The following is a 16,628-nucleotide window of genomic DNA, read 5'->3' on the forward strand; positions in this document are numbered from 1 at the left end:
ACCGCCGCGTGTGTTGGCATTATTGTAGATATCCATGATGCCTTGCCCGCTTTTTTTCCCAAAGATCTCCAGATCTCCGATGGTCTGTTCGTCTGTTCTCAATAAGTTCATAGCATGTATGTTTACCTGATTTTTATTTTCTTTTTCTTCTGATCAATATGATGATGGCAGTTAAGAGAAGCACACCGGGCAGGATCCATATGAACAATATCTTTTGTACATAAGCTCCCCTTTCGGATACAGTCAGCAAAATATCTACCGGAAGAGTCATCGATAATTCAACAGGAAAATGATTGTTGGTAAGCCAGCTATGGGCACCTTCGATGAAGTCAAGATTCATTGCAATCCGTAGATTGCTGATAAAATCCGCACTTCCGCAAACAATGATCCGCTGTTCTTTTTGACCGATATTTCTGGTTAACTGAAATGATGTAGCAAATGTATTCCGCTGCAGATCGCCCGCCAGTGCATTGAAAGCTGGTAAAGTGGAATCGATCACCAGATCACCGGCTTTGAGCCAGGTTTTGTTTGGCGCAGTGTGCAACAATAGATTGCCCGAAAAATTGCTCCCACTGATGGTATCAATACCTGCAGTATAGGGCATTCCAACAAGTGGTATGCCTGTTGCCAGCCATGAAAGCGAATCAACCCTTACAGTGGGAAGTGCTACCACTTTTTCGGGAGTTTCATCATAGGAAGGTTGTACTATCTGCCCGGGCAGGAGTTGTACGCCCAGCTGATGCAGCAGCGGATTGAGCACGTATTGTTTACCTGGTTTGCCAAGGATCATCATGTTGCCGCCCTTGTCTAAATAGCTTTTTATTTTCGCCTGTACGCCGGTACTTAGATCCATTATCGGATCAGCCAAAACCAGCGTTGCCATATCCATGGGAACGTCCTGCGTGTTCAGGTTAAGGGTATCTATATCAAAACCCAAATTTGCTAAAGAGGATCTGATGCTTTTATCTGTATGGTCATAATAGCCCCGGTCGCCCCTCTTGCGTATATCCCTTTCCAGTTCTCCTGTAAGGAAGTAGATTTTTGAGATCTTATCCGGCTCCAGCAATCGCTTCAATACCGAAGCCATATTACCCCTGTTAGGCCAGCATTCGACATCATTCATTGTACGGGCCACCTCTGTGCGACCTTTGTATTTCAATAACATTATCATCCGGTTGCCTTCCTTTTTGAGGTCTGCTATCTTTCGCATCTCCTCCGGTGTTTTGAAGTGACTGATATCCCACTCATTCCGTTCCGCCACTTTGAGTGCAATCTGCCGTAAGGTTTTGCCAGGATAGATCTGTAGCCAGGCGCTGTCTGATGTTTGCGGGTCTATATCATAGAAATATTCATAGTTGAATTTGATATCCGGTTTAAAGCGCAAATACTGATCCCAAAGAAAAGTCATATAACTGGGGTTACGCTTCTCCGGCATGCCTTTGGAAAAGGTGGATGATCTGCTCAGGATGTTTACATACAATGTTACTTCTAAACTGCTGTCTCCAATTGCGGAGAGCATCTTCTGCAATTCCGGAGGAATCGTATTGCTTTTGGTATAGGTTGTATCCCAGTATTTCGTCAGCACTGGCCTTGAGGTCAGATATCCGGTCAGCAATGCTACTACCATAACAAGTACGTAACGGCCAGTTCTGATATACCATGCCTTCGACTCCCTGCCCGACTGCAGTTTAATAATGGTAAAGCTTACGAAGATGAATGCAATCACCAGGAAGTAAAAAATATCTCTGGTAACCACTAAGCCAAAAATCATTTTTTGTGTACGGTTCTGCAAAGAAAGGAACCAGGTGATGTCCCTGATGAAATCGTATTGCTGCCAGAGCATCCCGATCTTGTCCAGCGCAAAAATGATCATGAATGTGCTGATAGCTGAGATCACCGGATGTATTGAAATGCTCGACATGAACAGTCCGATCGCTGAATAGGCACAAACCAACAAATAAAATCCAATCAGGCCAGATATAAATATTCCATAGTCTTCCTTATGGATGTCCACCACTCCCATTACCATCACAATGCCAACGATGGCCACCAACATTAACAGGTACAACATGATCCCCAGGTACTTTCCCAGCACAATCTGTCGCAGTCCTGTAGGCGACGAATACAGCAATTTGATGGTACCGTTACTTTTTTCACGGCTGATCAATCCCATGGTGAGTAAGGGAATAAAGAGGTACAGATAAGAGGCGGCTGTTTGATATGTCTTACCGAACAACATACCGGTAACAGAACGCGGCAACCAGGTCCAGTTTGGGTTACTGTTCTTTACCATCACCTCCTGCACATTGGCCATATTATGCAGCTGGTTGAAATAATCCAAAGCGATCAGCACCCAAAAGGCCAGCAGAACAATCCAGGCTATTGGCGAGTAAAAAAGGTAACGCAATTCATTTTTAGCTATTCTGATGATTAATCGCATTTGCGCAATATTTTTATTTGATACAGTTAGATTTAGTCGGAAACATTTTGTTCAGTCAATCCTACTCCGCTGTTTTAGCATTTATCTTCTTTTTCGCCTAACCAGCAGTATGATCCCCAATAACATCAGTAATGATGGAACCACCCATACATAGATCAACCTTTCCAGTTTAACCCAGGATGGCGTCATTTTGAGCCAGTTGTCTTCAGGGAATGGGAATAAGGTGTAGGCGGGATAACGGTTGTAGTTCAACCAGCTGAAAATGGCGCGTACACGATCTCGTTTACCGTTTTCTCCTATTCGCAGAGCACTCATAAAATCAGCATCGCCGGCAATCACAATGCGCTGTTCTTTGCCATTCTTCTGTCTGGTGAGCTGCAAAGCTGTATTGTAAGAATTTTCTTTTTGGTCTCCTTCCTGTTCATTAAATACAGGTGGTACCGAGTCCAGCACCAGTTTCCCTATCTTTTGCCAGCTCCTGTTCGGTATAGTTGAGAATAACGGGGTTGCTGTAAAGCCACTGTCTTTGTTGTAGAGAAGTCCGGAAACACCATGCATTACTGCAGCCTGTGTATCACTGGAAGGTATGTGATTGCCTGAGAATTTAACCGTTCGTCGAAATGCTGCAAGATGGTATTCATCACCAAGGTCATATACGGTGGAAGTTTCATAATAAGGTACAACATCAGGGAGGTGATGAAAAGAGGGACGTACCAACTGGCCTGGCATCAGGTTTACTCCTAATTGCTGTAACATTGGGTTCAGCACGTGTTGCTTACCCGGCTCACCTAATATCAGCATATTTCCTCCGGCACCGATATACCTGTTGAGTTTGTTCAGTACCTCAGCACTCAAATCCCGTTTGGGATCTGCCAACACCAGTGTAGTAATATCCGATGGAACGTTCTGTGTTGCCAGGTTCAGGGTATCTATATCAAACCCTAAAGGATACAAGCTGTTCAGCCAGCCATATTCGCGCTCGCCCGTTTTGGTAACAGCACGTTCCAGCTCACCGGTAATAAAACCAATGCGAGGCATTTTTTCACCGGACAAGCGTTTGAAAGCTGCGTTAAAGGCAGGTTCAGTGGTGGCCTCTATATGGGAGGTGCCGGTTGAACCAGGGAAGAAGTTGATAAATACAGTACTGTTTTTCCAGGAGATTTTGGTGCCTCTTTTATATCCGAAAATTCCGGGGTCTATTATTTTTCTGATCTCCTCCGGACCCATAAACATCGAAGAGTCTATTTTCATAGTTCTTGCTACAAGGCCTGCAATTTGTTTCAGGGATTTTCCCGGAAATCGCCAGTATTGCGAACTATCACCCGGAGGTACTGCGTAATAATACACTTGTTTGAACTGTATGTCTGACTTAAATCTGCGGTAAGGTTCCCACAGGCTTAAATAACTGTTTGTGTTTGCAGGAAGGCCAATAAATGCATAAGGGTCATTTGGCTCTGTTGTGAGCAGGTTGGTATAGAGCGTTACTTCCATGGGCGCACCATCACATATTTTCAGGTTCTGTTGTGTTACCGGATGAAGGGTGTTGGTTTTCCCTGCAGACAAATCAAGGTAACCTATGGCACTTTGCCGGGAGGATATATAGCCTACAGCAAGTATCAGTATAAAAACGGTAAGGTATCTTCCTGTTTTAACATACCATGGAATCTGTTGTATTTTTCCTTTCATTACAAATAATGCATAGGAAACGAACATCAGTATGATCAAGATGAAATAGATAACGTCTTTGGTAGTGATGAGTCCCTTCAGCATTCTGCCTGTGCGGCTTTTCAAACTAAGGAACCATGTAAGGTCTCTTACAAAATCATATTGTTGCCATAAAGAGTCAATGCTATTCAGAATAATGAGGATGGTGAAACTGATCACTGCTGCTACGATCGGATACCGGGAAAGACTGGAGGCGAAAAATCCAATGGCCGCGTAAGCTGAAAGCAGCAGGAAAATACCGAAGCCTGCCGACAATAATAACCCGTAGTCTATGGATTTAATATCGAAGGCAGCCGTAATCATAAATGCCGCCAGAATCAACATAAACAGAAGATTGAAAATTGTCATTCCCAGGAATTTGCCTGCCACCAGCTGGCGTATGCGCAAGGGGGATGAGTACAACAATCTATGCGTACCGGAATTGAATTCCCGGCTGATGATGTTCATCGTCAGCAATGGAATGAACAGATAGAGGTATTTCAGTACATCAGCAAGCATACCTCCTCCGGGCATTGTAATTAAACCTTCTGTTAATGCTCCTGGATTGGTAAAAGGAAGATAAGGGAACTCCAAAGCCACGTTGTACATCCGGGGGCCCAGGCGGGCCAAAGGCATTGTATAGAAAAACGCACACATCCACCAGAATACAATCAATGTAAACCAGGCAACCGGTGTATAGAAGAGATTCCTTAGTTCGTTCTTTGCTATGGTAAGAATCCGTTTCATGCTTTGATCAGTTATTAGTATTGAAGCAACTCTTTATCGGGTGGACAGCAAAAGCCGGCCATGTCAACTTTTGCAGTAAAGCGTTGACAGGTATGGGTGAAATGAAATTGTATGATGGGAAAGATTATCCTCCGGTATTCGACAATTGCTTGAATACTTCGTCGAGCACACCTTTTTCAAGATTGATCTCTTTGAGGCGCCACCCTCCTGCTACGCTGGCGGCAACCAACCTGTCAGTGATCTCTTCTTCACTGCCTTCAAAAAATATTCTGACCTGTTTGTCTGAGAGGAAATTCACTTCGGTAACACCGGAGACTTTCATGATGTCCGCAGTTGCAGGTGGATTATCCATTCGCATGAGTACTGCGTTTGATTGGGCGTAGTTATTGAAGGCATCCATAGAATCGGAGAAGACAATTCTGCCGCCTTCGATCATGATCACTTCTCTGCAAAGGAGGTTCACTTCAGATAATACATGCGATGAAAAGAGTACGGTATGTTCTTCTGCAATTTCTCTGATGAGTTTTCTTGCCTCAATCATTTGATTGGGGTCGAGTCCGTTGGTGGGTTCATCCATCACTACCAGTTTTGGTTTGTGAAGAATGGCTTGTGCAATGCCAACTCTTTGCCGGTATCCTCCTGAAAGATTATTGATCAAGCGAGAACTAAAATGCGTGATGCCACAACGTTCTTTTACTTCTGCTACCGCAGCTTTGATTTTTGATTTATCCATTAATCTGAGTTCTGCACAATACACCAGGTATTCATCGATGGTAAGATCGGTGTACAGCGGAGGCGTTTGGGGCAGAAAACCTATCTCCTTCTTTGCTTCCAGTGGATGTTTTCTTATATCGATATCATTGATGAAAACATTGCCTTCTGTTTGATTCAAAGTTCCGCAGATGATATTCATGGTAGTGCTTTTACCGGCGCCATTGGAACCCAGCAATCCGATAATGCCTGCTTCTGCAATTTCGATATTGATATCGCGGATGGCCCAGTTGCTGCTGTATTTATGAGAAAGGTTTTCAGTTTTAAGTATCATGTTGCTTGTTATTAAAATTAATTAATACAATCCCGGCCCGACAGGTATTTCCCATCAGTGATGAATAATTTAAAAAGGTTGTTGAAAATCAGCAGGGTCAGCTTCCGGTTGTTGGCACTACATCAGTTATGCTCACTATTGTAAAAAGCGCTGGTTTGTTTATGTTATGCTGTGAGTACTTGTTTTCATCCGGCAGCATTTTAATAAATCCGTCTGCATTATATAAATCCTCCAAACCACTTTTGGTATTACCTGTACCAAAGCAAAAAATGTTAAACCCTGCAAAAAACAAGAGGATACCAATGGCATTCAACTGTTCTTTAAAGAAACGCTGCGCCCTGGTGAGATGTACTCTAACGGTATTGTGAGAAATTTCAAGTTTGGTGGCAATTTCATCCCGGCTCAAACCTGCTTCACGGCTGAGCCAGAACACTTTTTGCTGCATTTGCGGAAGGCGGGTGAAGATTGCAATCAGTTGGTGTTGTTGTTCTTTTCTGTCCATCCAGTTCTCTGCTGTGAAGCAATCCTGGTTTCTGCCAGTGTTGAATTCATGAAGGAGTTTTCTTTTTCTGCTTTCCTTTTTGATGTGTTTGTATGCAGCATGTATGGCTACCCGGTAGAGCCATCCACCGGGATTGTCATAAGTAAAAGTTTGTCGCTTTGCCCATAGTTTGAGGAAGGTGTCCTGTAAAATATCAGCAGCGATATGCCTGCATTTGGTGATAGCAACTATATCGGGAAAAAGGTATGGGGTGTAAGTAGCAATCAGTTGATTGAACAGGCGCTCATCGCCCTGATCAATTGAGTGCAACGGATAATTGGGGGAGATCATTTTCAACCATTTTATATTTTGACCGTCGTTGTGGGGCATTAGCCGGAAATATTGAAGCCAACATCCTTCAGTATTTTCTGTATCACCTTGAATTTTTTTATGATCAGTGGGTATGCTGCAAAGTCAGTTTCGAAATTTGCCGTGGGATGATTGTTATAAAAAAATACAGCTTCCAGGTATGCCAGAAAATCTACCTGCCAGGTGGGTGAATAACGTTCATCCCCATGCCCTAACTTTTCCATAAAACGGATTGGCAGAAAGCTGAAGTCTTCCAATTTTCCGTCTCCCTCCGGTGTTAATTTTGCGAGTTCCTGCAGATAGACACCTGGAGACGAGGTTGTACTTTGTGTAATACTGTTGAATTCTGCGCCCAGCCGTTTTAAAGAGTCTGTCTCCAACATCTTGAACGCAATTACTCCCAGTGCGTCTGCTATATATTTTCTTTGAGAAGAATCAGACAACTCTGCAGGATCAATATGGATCAACATAAGGGTGTTAAATCCCAGAAAAGGATGGTTTACCCTTCTTCCCAATCCCTGAGAAGCTCTTTGACTTGCGCTCTTAACCACAAACAGGCTTTGCAGAAAATATCCGCGAGGTAACTGCGGTAATAATTTCTCTTTCAGAAAGGGCAACATAGAAATAACCACATCTTTGTCCGGAAGCAATACCCTGGAAGAAGTAACCTGGGTACCTAATGGAGAATATCCTATTGCCAGCTTGTGATAAAGGTAGCGGGGAATTCCTGCGCTATCCCCCACCTTTTCACGTGCAATAGTATCATTGTAATAAAGCGGTATACCCGTCTCCTGGTAAAACTGGTAAATGGCATGATCTACAGGATCGGAGGGATTGTCTTTGACTGTTAGTTTATATGCATCTATATTGTCAGACTGCCGCAATGTTTCCTTTTTACATGAAACCATTGTTAGCGTGAGCAGAAATATCAGAAAGCCAATGGTATTATTTTTTGTAATCATAAAAGCTGTTTCAGATGTAGAAAATGTATCTGTTGATATTACCTGAACTAATGAAGTAAAGGCCTTTCGGGGCGGGGTTCATTAGAGATGACTCCCTGGCCGAATTCAATTTCTTTAATGGAAATGGGAAGTACATAAGCAGCCGGTTCTTCGGCATAGGGCTTTAGTTCGTAATATCCTTCCAGATACCGGCCTGATCCATCATACTGATAAGAATTGTGACGGGTAATTTTACCAAAGGGGTATTTGTTGTTGACACCATAACGCCTAAGATCAAACCAGCGATGGAACTCGAAACAAAGCTCTCTGCGCCGCTCGTTTCTGATAAAGTCAACCAATGCTGCTCCGCTTACAGTGATATCAGTAAGATCTTCGGGTTTAAACCTGTTTTTCCGCAACTCCTGCAAAGTGTGGATGGCTTCTGCATCCTTGTTCAGAATGGCTAGTGCTTCGGCTTTATTCAGGTAAAGTTCCGGCAGGCGGATAGAAGCCATATCTGCTACTTCTACTTTTTCTTTTTCTCCGCATTTTCTTGCTACCAGGTCACCTGTACCTGTAGCTTTAAAAAAGGCTGGCAACCTGAGGTCTTTCGATGAATAAATTCCAAGTAATTCGTTCGAAACACTATACGATTCTATTTCATAGTACACCGAAATATCCAACATCTTATTTTCCGTAACAGAACCTGGCACTGCTGAATAAATCAGCTCCGGAGATGCCTGATTCACAAAGGCAGTGCCGGAAGGCCAGCTATTCATGTCCCTCAGTTTATATCGTTTTGCAATAACCTTATCTGCATAGGTCACTGCTTTTTCATAATTTTCCTGATAGAGGTATATCCTGCTCAATAAGGCCTGTGCTGTTGCCTGGTTCACTCTCAAAACAGCTGTTTCATTAAACCCATTCAGCTCTTTTTCGGCCTCAAGCAGATCCCTTTCAATCTGATCATACACCTGCTGAACACTGGCTCTTTCAAAGGGTGCGTCCTGCACTTCAGGGGCTATCTTAAGTGGTACGCCATAATCAGCGGCAGCGGAGGCTGCCCTGAAAGGCTTCCCGTAAACATTTACCAGGATGAAGTAGTAGTAGGCTCTCAGCAAATGAGCTTCACCCGAAATTTTCCGTAATTTTTCTTCGGAAGCATTCTTCTCTCTCAATAATGGGATGTTATACAGGATAGTATTGAGGTCTGCAATTAATTTATACAACTTGAGATAAGTATTATTGTAGGCAACGTACGACAGTCCATCGCTTCTCCGTTCGGGCACCTGCTGCCAGAAGTGTATGCCAAATTGGTCGAAGGCATTAATCCGCATTAATGCACCTGGGTTATGCGATGCGTCATCATCCATGAATGCAAGGCTTCCCCAGTGAGAGCCGCCTCCCAGATACACTTCCCCTATCAGCACTTCTTCCAGATCCTCCACCGATTGAATAAATGTCTCGTTCTGAGAATATGCTGCAAGGAATTTTTTACAGGAAGTGCCGGCAAGAACAAACGCAGCAATGATGAATGTTGTTATGATTTTCATTCTGGTAGAGTTTGTTATAAATTCACACTAATTGTAAATGAATACTGCGGCCGAAGGCCCAGGTTGATATTGGGTCCAGAGCCGGATTGAGTTGGATCCTGGCCACGCAGGTCCTTGTTTGCCCAGGTGAATAAATTGGTGCCTGATAAAGTGAGTGTGGCATCTTTGAGATGCAGGAGCCGGTATTGCTCAGGCGTGCAATTATATACGAGTTTAGCCGATTGCAATTTGATGTAATCGCCGCTTACTACCCGCAAATCTGAATTATCATACATCTGAAAATAATCCAAAGCAAAGAGATTACTATCCCACCATCTGTTACTAATGTTTGAAGGAGAATTCAGGCCAGGAATATTGGTTTTGGCTTCATCACCGGGATAGCGCCAGCGATTCACATATTCTTTGCGCAAGTTTTGCTGGGAGCTCGGCCTGTAGGTCCCATAATTACCTGAAGCAATCTGCAACAGCCTGATCTTGTTACCTACGCTGTAGGCAAAATTCACACTCAGCATCCAGCTTCCGTATCTGACATAGCTGGAAATACCTCCCTGCAGTACCGGTTCACGTCTGCCAGACTCTTCCATCACCACACTAAAAATTTCCTGAGGACTCATCTTGCTAAAGCGCTCTTTCAGTTCTGCAGCATTTTCAGGTTCGGCTCCATAAAACACCGGTTGTCCATTTCCGTTCAAACCTTTAAACCTATAGGAATAAAAAGTATTGATGGGTTTATCATCCAGCAATACTGTTCCATCCAGATAGTTTTGATAAGTAAAGTTCACAGCATCATCTACCAGTTTGTCTGCTACCTTCTTCCTTGTTGCATTTTGCAGTAACCTGTTGAAGATCTGGCCGAATTGAGGATCAATTTTCCAGACGAATTTCTTATTGTTCCTTCCCAGTGTCTGATTGACGGGAGTGAAATTGAGTGCCAGATCTATTCCTTTATTCTCCAGTACACCACCATTTACCACATAGACTTCCCGGCCATTTACAATCGAAATTCTTTTGTCCATGAATGCGTTGGTGGTTTTCTTATAGAACACTGCCACATCACCATTGAGCTTGCCTCCAAAAAGTGAAAATTCCAATCCAACATTATAATCATCTGTTTTTTCCCATTTGAGATTGGGATTAGGGTAGCTTTTTATTTTGGAAGTAAATGATTGAAACCATGAATCAAAAGCTCCTTTTCTAATGATAGTGTAAGGAGTTTCGCCATCCCGCATAGCGCCCACCGTACCGTACGAAATGCGCAATGCTACCCGGTCTACCCATTTTACATTTTTGAGCAGATCACGATCGATGTTCCATCTGGCTGAAAGTCCCCAGGTTGGGTTAAACTTTTCGTTGCTACGTTGTCCAAACGCGTTTGAAAATGCAGTCATGGCGTTGCCACTTATTACATATCGTTCATCAAATACATAAGAGCCCGAAAGAGCTAAAGATGCACGATTAGTCAGCATCTCCGAAATAATTGGCACTTTAGAAGCTAAATTTCTGCCATATGCAGGATAATCAGCGATGTTGACCACAGCGAAAGTATGCCCTCTTTCCGGATAGTAGCCGGGTTGTTCACTAGACATTCCGCTGTTCTTTGTAGAGTATATTTCTCCGCGCAAAAATCCGGAGATCAGGTGTTTTTTACCCCCGTCGACAAAATGATTGAAATTGACGCTTTGACCTACGGTAAAATTTCTTTGCCGGTTACTGTTCTGTTTAAGCCGGCCACCGAAAGGATAAGGGTTTTCATTGGGATTATCCGGTAAGGGACCTCTGAGAACATCCATTACATTTGTTTTTTCTTCATTCCAGTTACGCTCCTCAGTATTTGAAGCCGTGTAATTAAGAATAGTCTCCAGTTGCAACCCCCGCATCAATTCATAAGTAATTTTGGCCGTTGCAGCAAATTCGTTGCCTTCAATGGTTTGGCCACTGCGGTCCATTTCATTTATTATGTTGAAGCTTGGCCTTGTGATTGGATTCGTACTGGTAGTGCTGGGAGCAAAATAATGCAGGGTGCCGTCTTCGTTGTATAATGGAATGGCGCGGCTGGTTGCGTACGCGAAGTTCATAACACCAATTTCGCCGGGAGAGTACCTGCGGTCTGATCTGTTGAATGTTATATTGAAATCCGTCTTCAGTTTTCTGTAGTCCAGATTATAACTTAATTGTCCGGTATAACGTTTTTCATATTCACCTTTGATCACTCCCCTGTTATTGGTATATCCAACGGATGCGTAATACTTGCTGAGAGGATTTCCACCTGAAATACTCAGCGCATGATTGGCAGATATTACATCCTGCGTTACAATACCCAGCCAGTCAGTATTCATCTGTTCAGCTCTGCTTAATCGTTCTCTTAAGGTGTTATAATCAATTTTACCTCCATAATAATCCAGCAGGGCTTTCTCGTAAGCTTCCGGAACACCTGTAACGGGGATTTGCTTTGCAAACATTTCCCTCGATACATCTATCCTTTCCTGTGAGTTCATCATATACACATCATTATCTGTATACCTGGGTCTACGGGTAACGGAGATGGTGTTGTTGTATAAAATCGAAGGAGGGCCCGCTTTGCCTCTCTTTGTGGTAACCACTATTACTCCGTTGGCTGCCCTTACTCCGTACAAGGCAGTGGCAGCTGCATCTTTTAATATATCAATGCTTTCAATATCATATGGATTAATACCTGAGATGGCATTACCTATGAGATTTACAAATTCCAGGTCATTGAGTTGACTGGCAGGAATAGGTACCGGGTCAGTACGTACTATGCCATCCACCACCCATAATGGTTCCCGCGTTCCCAAGATGGTGGATGTTCCGCGGATGCGCAATCTGGGCACGGCTCCCACCTGCCCGGAGTTCTGCATCATAATCATCCCCGGCACACGCCCTTCCAGCATTTTATCTACCGTAGTAAAACCTGGTTGCATAATGGAATCCATTTTCAAACGTGTAACAGAACCTGTCAGATGCTTCTGTTCAATCTTCTGATATCCGTTAGAAATCACTACAGTTTCCATGGTGTTGTTGCTGGGTTCCAACACCACATCAATCACTTTGCGCTTCTTGATGGATATTATTTCCTGCTTATAATTTACATATGAAATGATCAGCTGATCATTTGCATCAGCTGCAATGCTGTAATGTCCATTTTCATCGGTTGTTCCCGCAATGCTTTTACCTTTTACCACCAGGGAAGCTCCGGCCAGCGACAAGCCATCCTTACTGATGATCCTACCGGTTACTATCCCTTCTTTCTGTCCACTGTTAATTGTACTATCTGAACGTGGTATATTACGCTTGTCGGTGATAAATGTGATGATGATGATCTTACTTTCAATAGCATAAGTAAAAGGCTGATTGTTGCATAACTCATCCATGGCAGTTTTCAGAGCAGCTTTCTTCAGATCGGCAGTAACCGGATTTGCCTTACTCAATAAGTTTTCATCATAAAAAAAAGTATAGCCCGTTTGTTTTGCTACTTCATCAAAAACCTTTTTAACCGGCGCATCCTTTACCTTCAACGTTACAGTCTGAGCCCATGAACGAAAAGGTAAAAAGCATGCTGCAACAAGCAGATACCGGAGCACCGGTAAATACACCTGCTTCTTTTTTGCGAATAATTGCTTCATGTTTTGGCAAGAGGGATTTTAGTTTTGGCATAAATATTCCATCTCTGTAAAGTGCAGTCAACACTTTACAGGCAGTTTAAAAAGAATAAGTGTATAAGGTTTAAATATTATGGCAACACAGTGAGTTTGTTGCCCTCAAGTCTGAAGTGCACGCCTCCTTTCTCCAGTACTTTCAATACAAGCGATAGCGAAGCATCCATGGGGATCTGTCCTCCAAACTGATTACTCACGGGAGCATTGGCTTCGTAGACTACCTCGAGATCATACCAGCGCGCCAGCTGGCGCATTACGGTTTTCAGATCTGTATATTTGAAATTGAATTGATTATTCTTCCAGGCTGTTTCATGGCCGGTGTCTGCATCTGTGATCAGTGTCAGCTGATCGCTATTTTGTGTTGACAACGCCTGTTGTCCTGGCTTCAGCAGCTGACTACCGGTTCCTTTTGTAACTTTAACAGCTCCCTGCAGCAAGGTGGTCTTTATACTTACTTCATCCTTGTAGGCATTGATATTGAACTGGGTTCCCAATACTTCCACTTCCATATTATTCACTTTTACCCGGAATGGTTTTGCAGCATTTGCAGCTACATCAAAATAAGCTTCTCCTGTAATGGATACAGTGCGGTCAGCTCCTGTAAATGCAGTAGGATAGGTAATGGAACTCGCTGCGTTCAACCAAACTTTGGTACCATCTGTCAGCGTTAACTGGTACTTCCTTCCTCTGGGTGTACTCATCGTATTGATCACAGCTGCGGCTTTATCTGCTTCTTTATACAATACCTGCCCGTTGGCATGTTCAATGTGGGCGCCGGATTGTTCTGCAATCAAACCGTTTCCGGTGCTGTCTAACATAACCTGTTTACCGTCTGAAAGCGTTAGTACTGCTCCGTTTCTTCCCGGCTGCACTTCATTATTGATCTTTGTTTGCGCCAGTTCATTTTGTTGAACCGGTTTTTGCACCAGGTAATAAACACCTCCTGATACTGCGAGTACCAGCACCGCGGCAGCGGCAGCCATCCAACGCATTCTCCTGACCTTGGCAGGATAATGACCGCCCTTATCTAATTGCAGTACCTGCTGAGATAAGGCCGCATATGGTGCACTATCAAATCCTGCATCCCTGTAGTCGGTCACCTGTTCACTTATCACATCAGTAAACAATTGCTGATCCGCACCCGAATCCAGGAACTGCTGCAATTCTGATATTTCAGCAGCAGTAGCGGCGTCATCGGCGTATTGTTGAACAAGGTAATGAAGGCGGTCTTTTTGCATAGTTATATATAATAGACCCGGCCACTAAAGTTTAGGGACCATCGGTCGAAAAAAATATTTAATAATTCAATAACAGGAAAATGAGAATGGACGGGAGGCGCCCATCAGCCGTCAGTTTTTTCCGGATGTTCTGCAAAGCGGTGATCAGTACTTTCTTTACATAGTCTCTGGACAGATCCAGTGCCACAGCAATTTCCGCCAGATTCATCCCTTCTTCCCGGCTCATCCGGTAAATGGTCTGTTGCCTTGGGGAAAGGGCAGCCACCACACGGTGTATCACCTGCTGGGTTTCGCGGAAAGCGAGGTAAGGTTCAGGGCCTTCGGTACTGCCTTCATTGAATGCAGCAGGGGTTTCTTCAATACTGCCTGTACTCATCCGCAGCCCTGATTTTCGTAAATAGCGGTAACATTCATTTGAAACGATCCTGTAGAACCATGCCTGTGAATGCTGGATTTCAGGAAGCTGATCACGATGCAGCCATAAACGGATCAATGATTCCTGAACCACTTCTTTCACAGCGTCTTCAGATTTCACCAGTTTGTAAATGTATCCTGTGAGATGAGGCAGGTAGAGATTGTAGAATTCGTTGAAAGCAGCTTCTTCTCCATCTGCAATCCGCACAAACAGATCGTTAGTGATATTTAGAGGTATACGTTCCAATACGGAGGTAATATGATGAATAAATATACCAATTAGCAGCAATACTCCAAGTGTTCGTTAAATGCCAAAAGAAAAGCGCTTTCAGGCTGTTGAACCGGAAAGCGCTTTTGCAGGTAATCTGCATCTGATTAATCAACGTACATCTTTCAGATTCACATCTACCTTATCTCCATCATTCTTAATAGTGACTTTTAATTCTATTTCAGCTCTTGCACCTGTTGCTGCATTGGCTGATTTATAAATTGGGCTGGACGATAATACAGCTCCACTGGGGTGAACCAGGCTCGATGTGCCTGCATAATACTGATAAGAATACTGATGCGTGTAACCAAAAGAAGTTAACAATATGTATTCACCGGGCATCAGGTTGGTGAATTCGAAATGTCCTTTGTTGTCATATACGGTTGTTTGCTTTACGCAGGCCTGAACATTAGGATCGATCGGCACTTCGGGCAGTTTCTTGCCTCTTCTTATCTTTTTATTTACATCTTTCCACTCTTCAATGTAGGCGGAGTTGGGAAGAATGGTAACCACCGTTCCTTTTGGTGCATACTGAGCTTTGTTGATATTGATCACCTGCAGTCTGCTGTTGCCGTGATCTCTTGCAAAGGCTGTTCCCATGATTACGCTGTTGCCGCTGTTCAGTTGCTGCAATGCGAGTTCTTTGCTGAACTTCGCTTTGATGGGCTGGTAATCGAGTTCTTCATTTACACAGATCTCCATTATGCCACCACCTGCAGGCATTTCTCTTTGCCAGATCCTGTAATCCTTTTTATCGATGATGTAGGTGTAATAAGCGCCAGAGGATTGTTCCAGTACACTCACCAGCCAGCTATCGTGATTGCCGGTCTTGGGTGAACGATGAATATAGCTTTTTACATCTTTGATGATGTAATTAGAAAGCAAGCTGTCCGGATGATCGACATAGTAGAATTCTGGAATGGTTGCTTTGTAGCCTACATCCAGCGGCAGCGTTGTAAAGAAGATCTCTGCCACATTGTAGTCTACAAAACTTCCGGGTTTTTTTACTGAAATCTGTTTTTCTTTGGCTCCATTCGGATATTGAATTTTACCTGTGATGGTATTCCCGAAAGTCAGGTTGTAGTTTCTTTTGGATCCTTCGAATTTATAGGAGATGGCGTTGAGCGTTTTCGCATCAACAACAGATGCACTTCTTTTGTACCATTTATTCGTTTCGTCTTTGAAGTCTGCTACAAATCTCAATTCATTTCCGGAGATGGATATTTCATTTGTATAGGTTCCTTTTTTGGTCCAGGTTTCTCCTTTTACATAGTAGATGGTATACAAAGATGTTCCGGGTTTCAAACGACTGGTATTCACTTCGGTGCTGCCGGGTAACACAATTTTTTGGGCCAGACTGGCAAGGGGTAACAGCAAAAGAAACAACACTTTGAATGGTGTGCACATGGGGTTCCAGATTTTTTGTATCAAATTATCAATAATTGCGCCTATTCTATCCCGTTTCTCCTGCTGCCCGGTTTTTCGAAGTCAATATTCCTGATTTCGAAAGATCCGGTTGGAGAAAATGGCAGTGGCTCTTTATCGAGGTGGACAAAATAACCACTTTTAGTGCGGTTTTGAGCAAATTCTCTGTCAATTGATTTACACTTTGCTGTAAACTACTTTATGAATGAAACCAGCGGGTTGTATTGAATTATACCCAAATACCCGATGGGTTTTCTCCATCGCACCTGCCTATTCACATGGCCGGATTTGTATAAAATATGTCATTTGAGCCATCCCGGATTCGTGCT

10 protein-coding genes are annotated in these 16,628 nt (G+C 43.4%); all 10 read right to left on the reverse strand.

Translation table 11 applies throughout. The features are described 5' to 3' along the window. Positions 1-133 precede the first annotated feature (133 nt). Complete coding sequence (locus HHL16_RS09770) at positions 134-2,440, reverse strand: Gldg family protein (protein ID WP_169425028.1); 2,307 nt, start codon at positions 2,438-2,440, stop codon at positions 134-136. 81 nt (positions 2,441-2,521) lie between these two features. Continuing rightward, positions 2,522-4,891, reverse strand: a complete 2,370-nt coding sequence (locus HHL16_RS09775; RefSeq protein WP_169425029.1) for a Gldg family protein — start codon at positions 4,889-4,891, stop codon at positions 2,522-2,524. A gap of 124 nt (positions 4,892-5,015) precedes the next feature. Then, positions 5,016-5,936 carry an ABC transporter ATP-binding protein gene (locus HHL16_RS09780; protein WP_169425030.1) on the reverse strand — a complete coding sequence of 307 codons (921 nt, stop codon included), beginning with the start codon at positions 5,934-5,936 and terminating at the stop codon, positions 5,016-5,018. Positions 5,937-6,033: 97 nt separating this feature from the next. After that, positions 6,034-6,807, reverse strand: coding sequence for an RNA polymerase sigma factor (locus HHL16_RS09785; protein WP_346766835.1), 774 nt, complete (start codon positions 6,805-6,807; stop codon positions 6,034-6,036). Next, entirely contained in the window at positions 6,807-7,748 is a 942-nt protein-coding gene (locus tag HHL16_RS09790; protein WP_169425032.1) for a hypothetical protein, read from the reverse strand. Before HHL16_RS09790 ends, HHL16_RS09785 begins: the two co-directional genes overlap by 1 nt. A 47-nt stretch (positions 7,749-7,795) precedes the next feature. Beyond that, positions 7,796-9,280, reverse strand: a complete 1,485-nt coding sequence (locus HHL16_RS09795; protein WP_169425033.1) for a RagB/SusD family nutrient uptake outer membrane protein — start codon at positions 9,278-9,280, stop codon at positions 7,796-7,798. A gap of 14 nt (positions 9,281-9,294) precedes the next feature. Then, positions 9,295-12,921 carry a SusC/RagA family TonB-linked outer membrane protein gene (locus HHL16_RS09800; protein WP_169425034.1) on the reverse strand — a complete coding sequence of 1,209 codons (3,627 nt, stop codon included), beginning with the start codon at positions 12,919-12,921 and terminating at the stop codon, positions 9,295-9,297. A 107-nt stretch (positions 12,922-13,028) separates the two neighbouring features. Then, positions 13,029-14,192, reverse strand: a complete 1,164-nt coding sequence (locus tag HHL16_RS09805) for a FecR family protein (RefSeq protein ID WP_169425035.1) — start codon at positions 14,190-14,192, stop codon at positions 13,029-13,031. A gap of 58 nt (positions 14,193-14,250) precedes the next feature. Beyond that, positions 14,251-14,853 (reverse strand): sigma-70 family RNA polymerase sigma factor, encoded by a 603-nt coding sequence (locus HHL16_RS09810; protein WP_169425036.1) that lies wholly within the window; start codon positions 14,851-14,853, stop codon positions 14,251-14,253. A gap of 132 nt (positions 14,854-14,985) precedes the next feature. Next, the gene (locus HHL16_RS09815; RefSeq protein WP_169425037.1) at positions 14,986-16,281 is read right to left on the reverse strand and encodes a hypothetical protein; all 1,296 of its coding nucleotides are present in this window, start codon (positions 16,279-16,281) and stop codon (positions 14,986-14,988) included. Positions 16,282-16,628 lie beyond the last annotated feature (347 nt).

The organism is Pseudoflavitalea sp. G-6-1-2, from assembly GCF_012927185.1.
Taxonomy (GTDB): Bacteria; Bacteroidota; Bacteroidia; order Chitinophagales; family Chitinophagaceae; genus Pseudobacter.

What these genes read in the sequence shown, in the direction of transcription:
- HHL16_RS09770 (WP_169425028.1), bottom strand. Translation starts at nt 2,440, where the DNA reads ATGCGATTAATCATCAGAATAGCTAAAAATGAATTGCGTTACCTTTTT.
- HHL16_RS09775 (WP_169425029.1), bottom strand. Translation starts at nt 4,891, where the DNA reads ATGAAACGGATTCTTACCATAGCAAAGAACGAACTAAGGAATCTCTTC.
- HHL16_RS09780 (WP_169425030.1), bottom strand. Translation starts at nt 5,936, where the DNA reads ATGATACTTAAAACTGAAAACCTTTCTCATAAATACAGCAGCAACTGG.
- HHL16_RS09785 (WP_346766835.1), bottom strand. Translation starts at nt 6,807, where the DNA reads ATGCCCCACAACGACGGTCAAAATATAAAATGGTTGAAAATGATCTCC.
- HHL16_RS09790 (WP_169425032.1), bottom strand. Translation starts at nt 7,748, where the DNA reads ATGATTACAAAAAATAATACCATTGGCTTTCTGATATTTCTGCTCACG.
- HHL16_RS09795 (WP_169425033.1), bottom strand. Translation starts at nt 9,280, where the DNA reads ATGAAAATCATAACAACATTCATCATTGCTGCGTTTGTTCTTGCCGGC.
- HHL16_RS09800 (WP_169425034.1), bottom strand. Translation starts at nt 12,921, where the DNA reads ATGAAGCAATTATTCGCAAAAAAGAAGCAGGTGTATTTACCGGTGCTC.
- HHL16_RS09805 (WP_169425035.1), bottom strand. Translation starts at nt 14,192, where the DNA reads ATGCAAAAAGACCGCCTTCATTACCTTGTTCAACAATACGCCGATGAC.
- HHL16_RS09815 (WP_169425037.1), bottom strand. Translation starts at nt 16,281, where the DNA reads ATGTGCACACCATTCAAAGTGTTGTTTCTTTTGCTGTTACCCCTTGCC.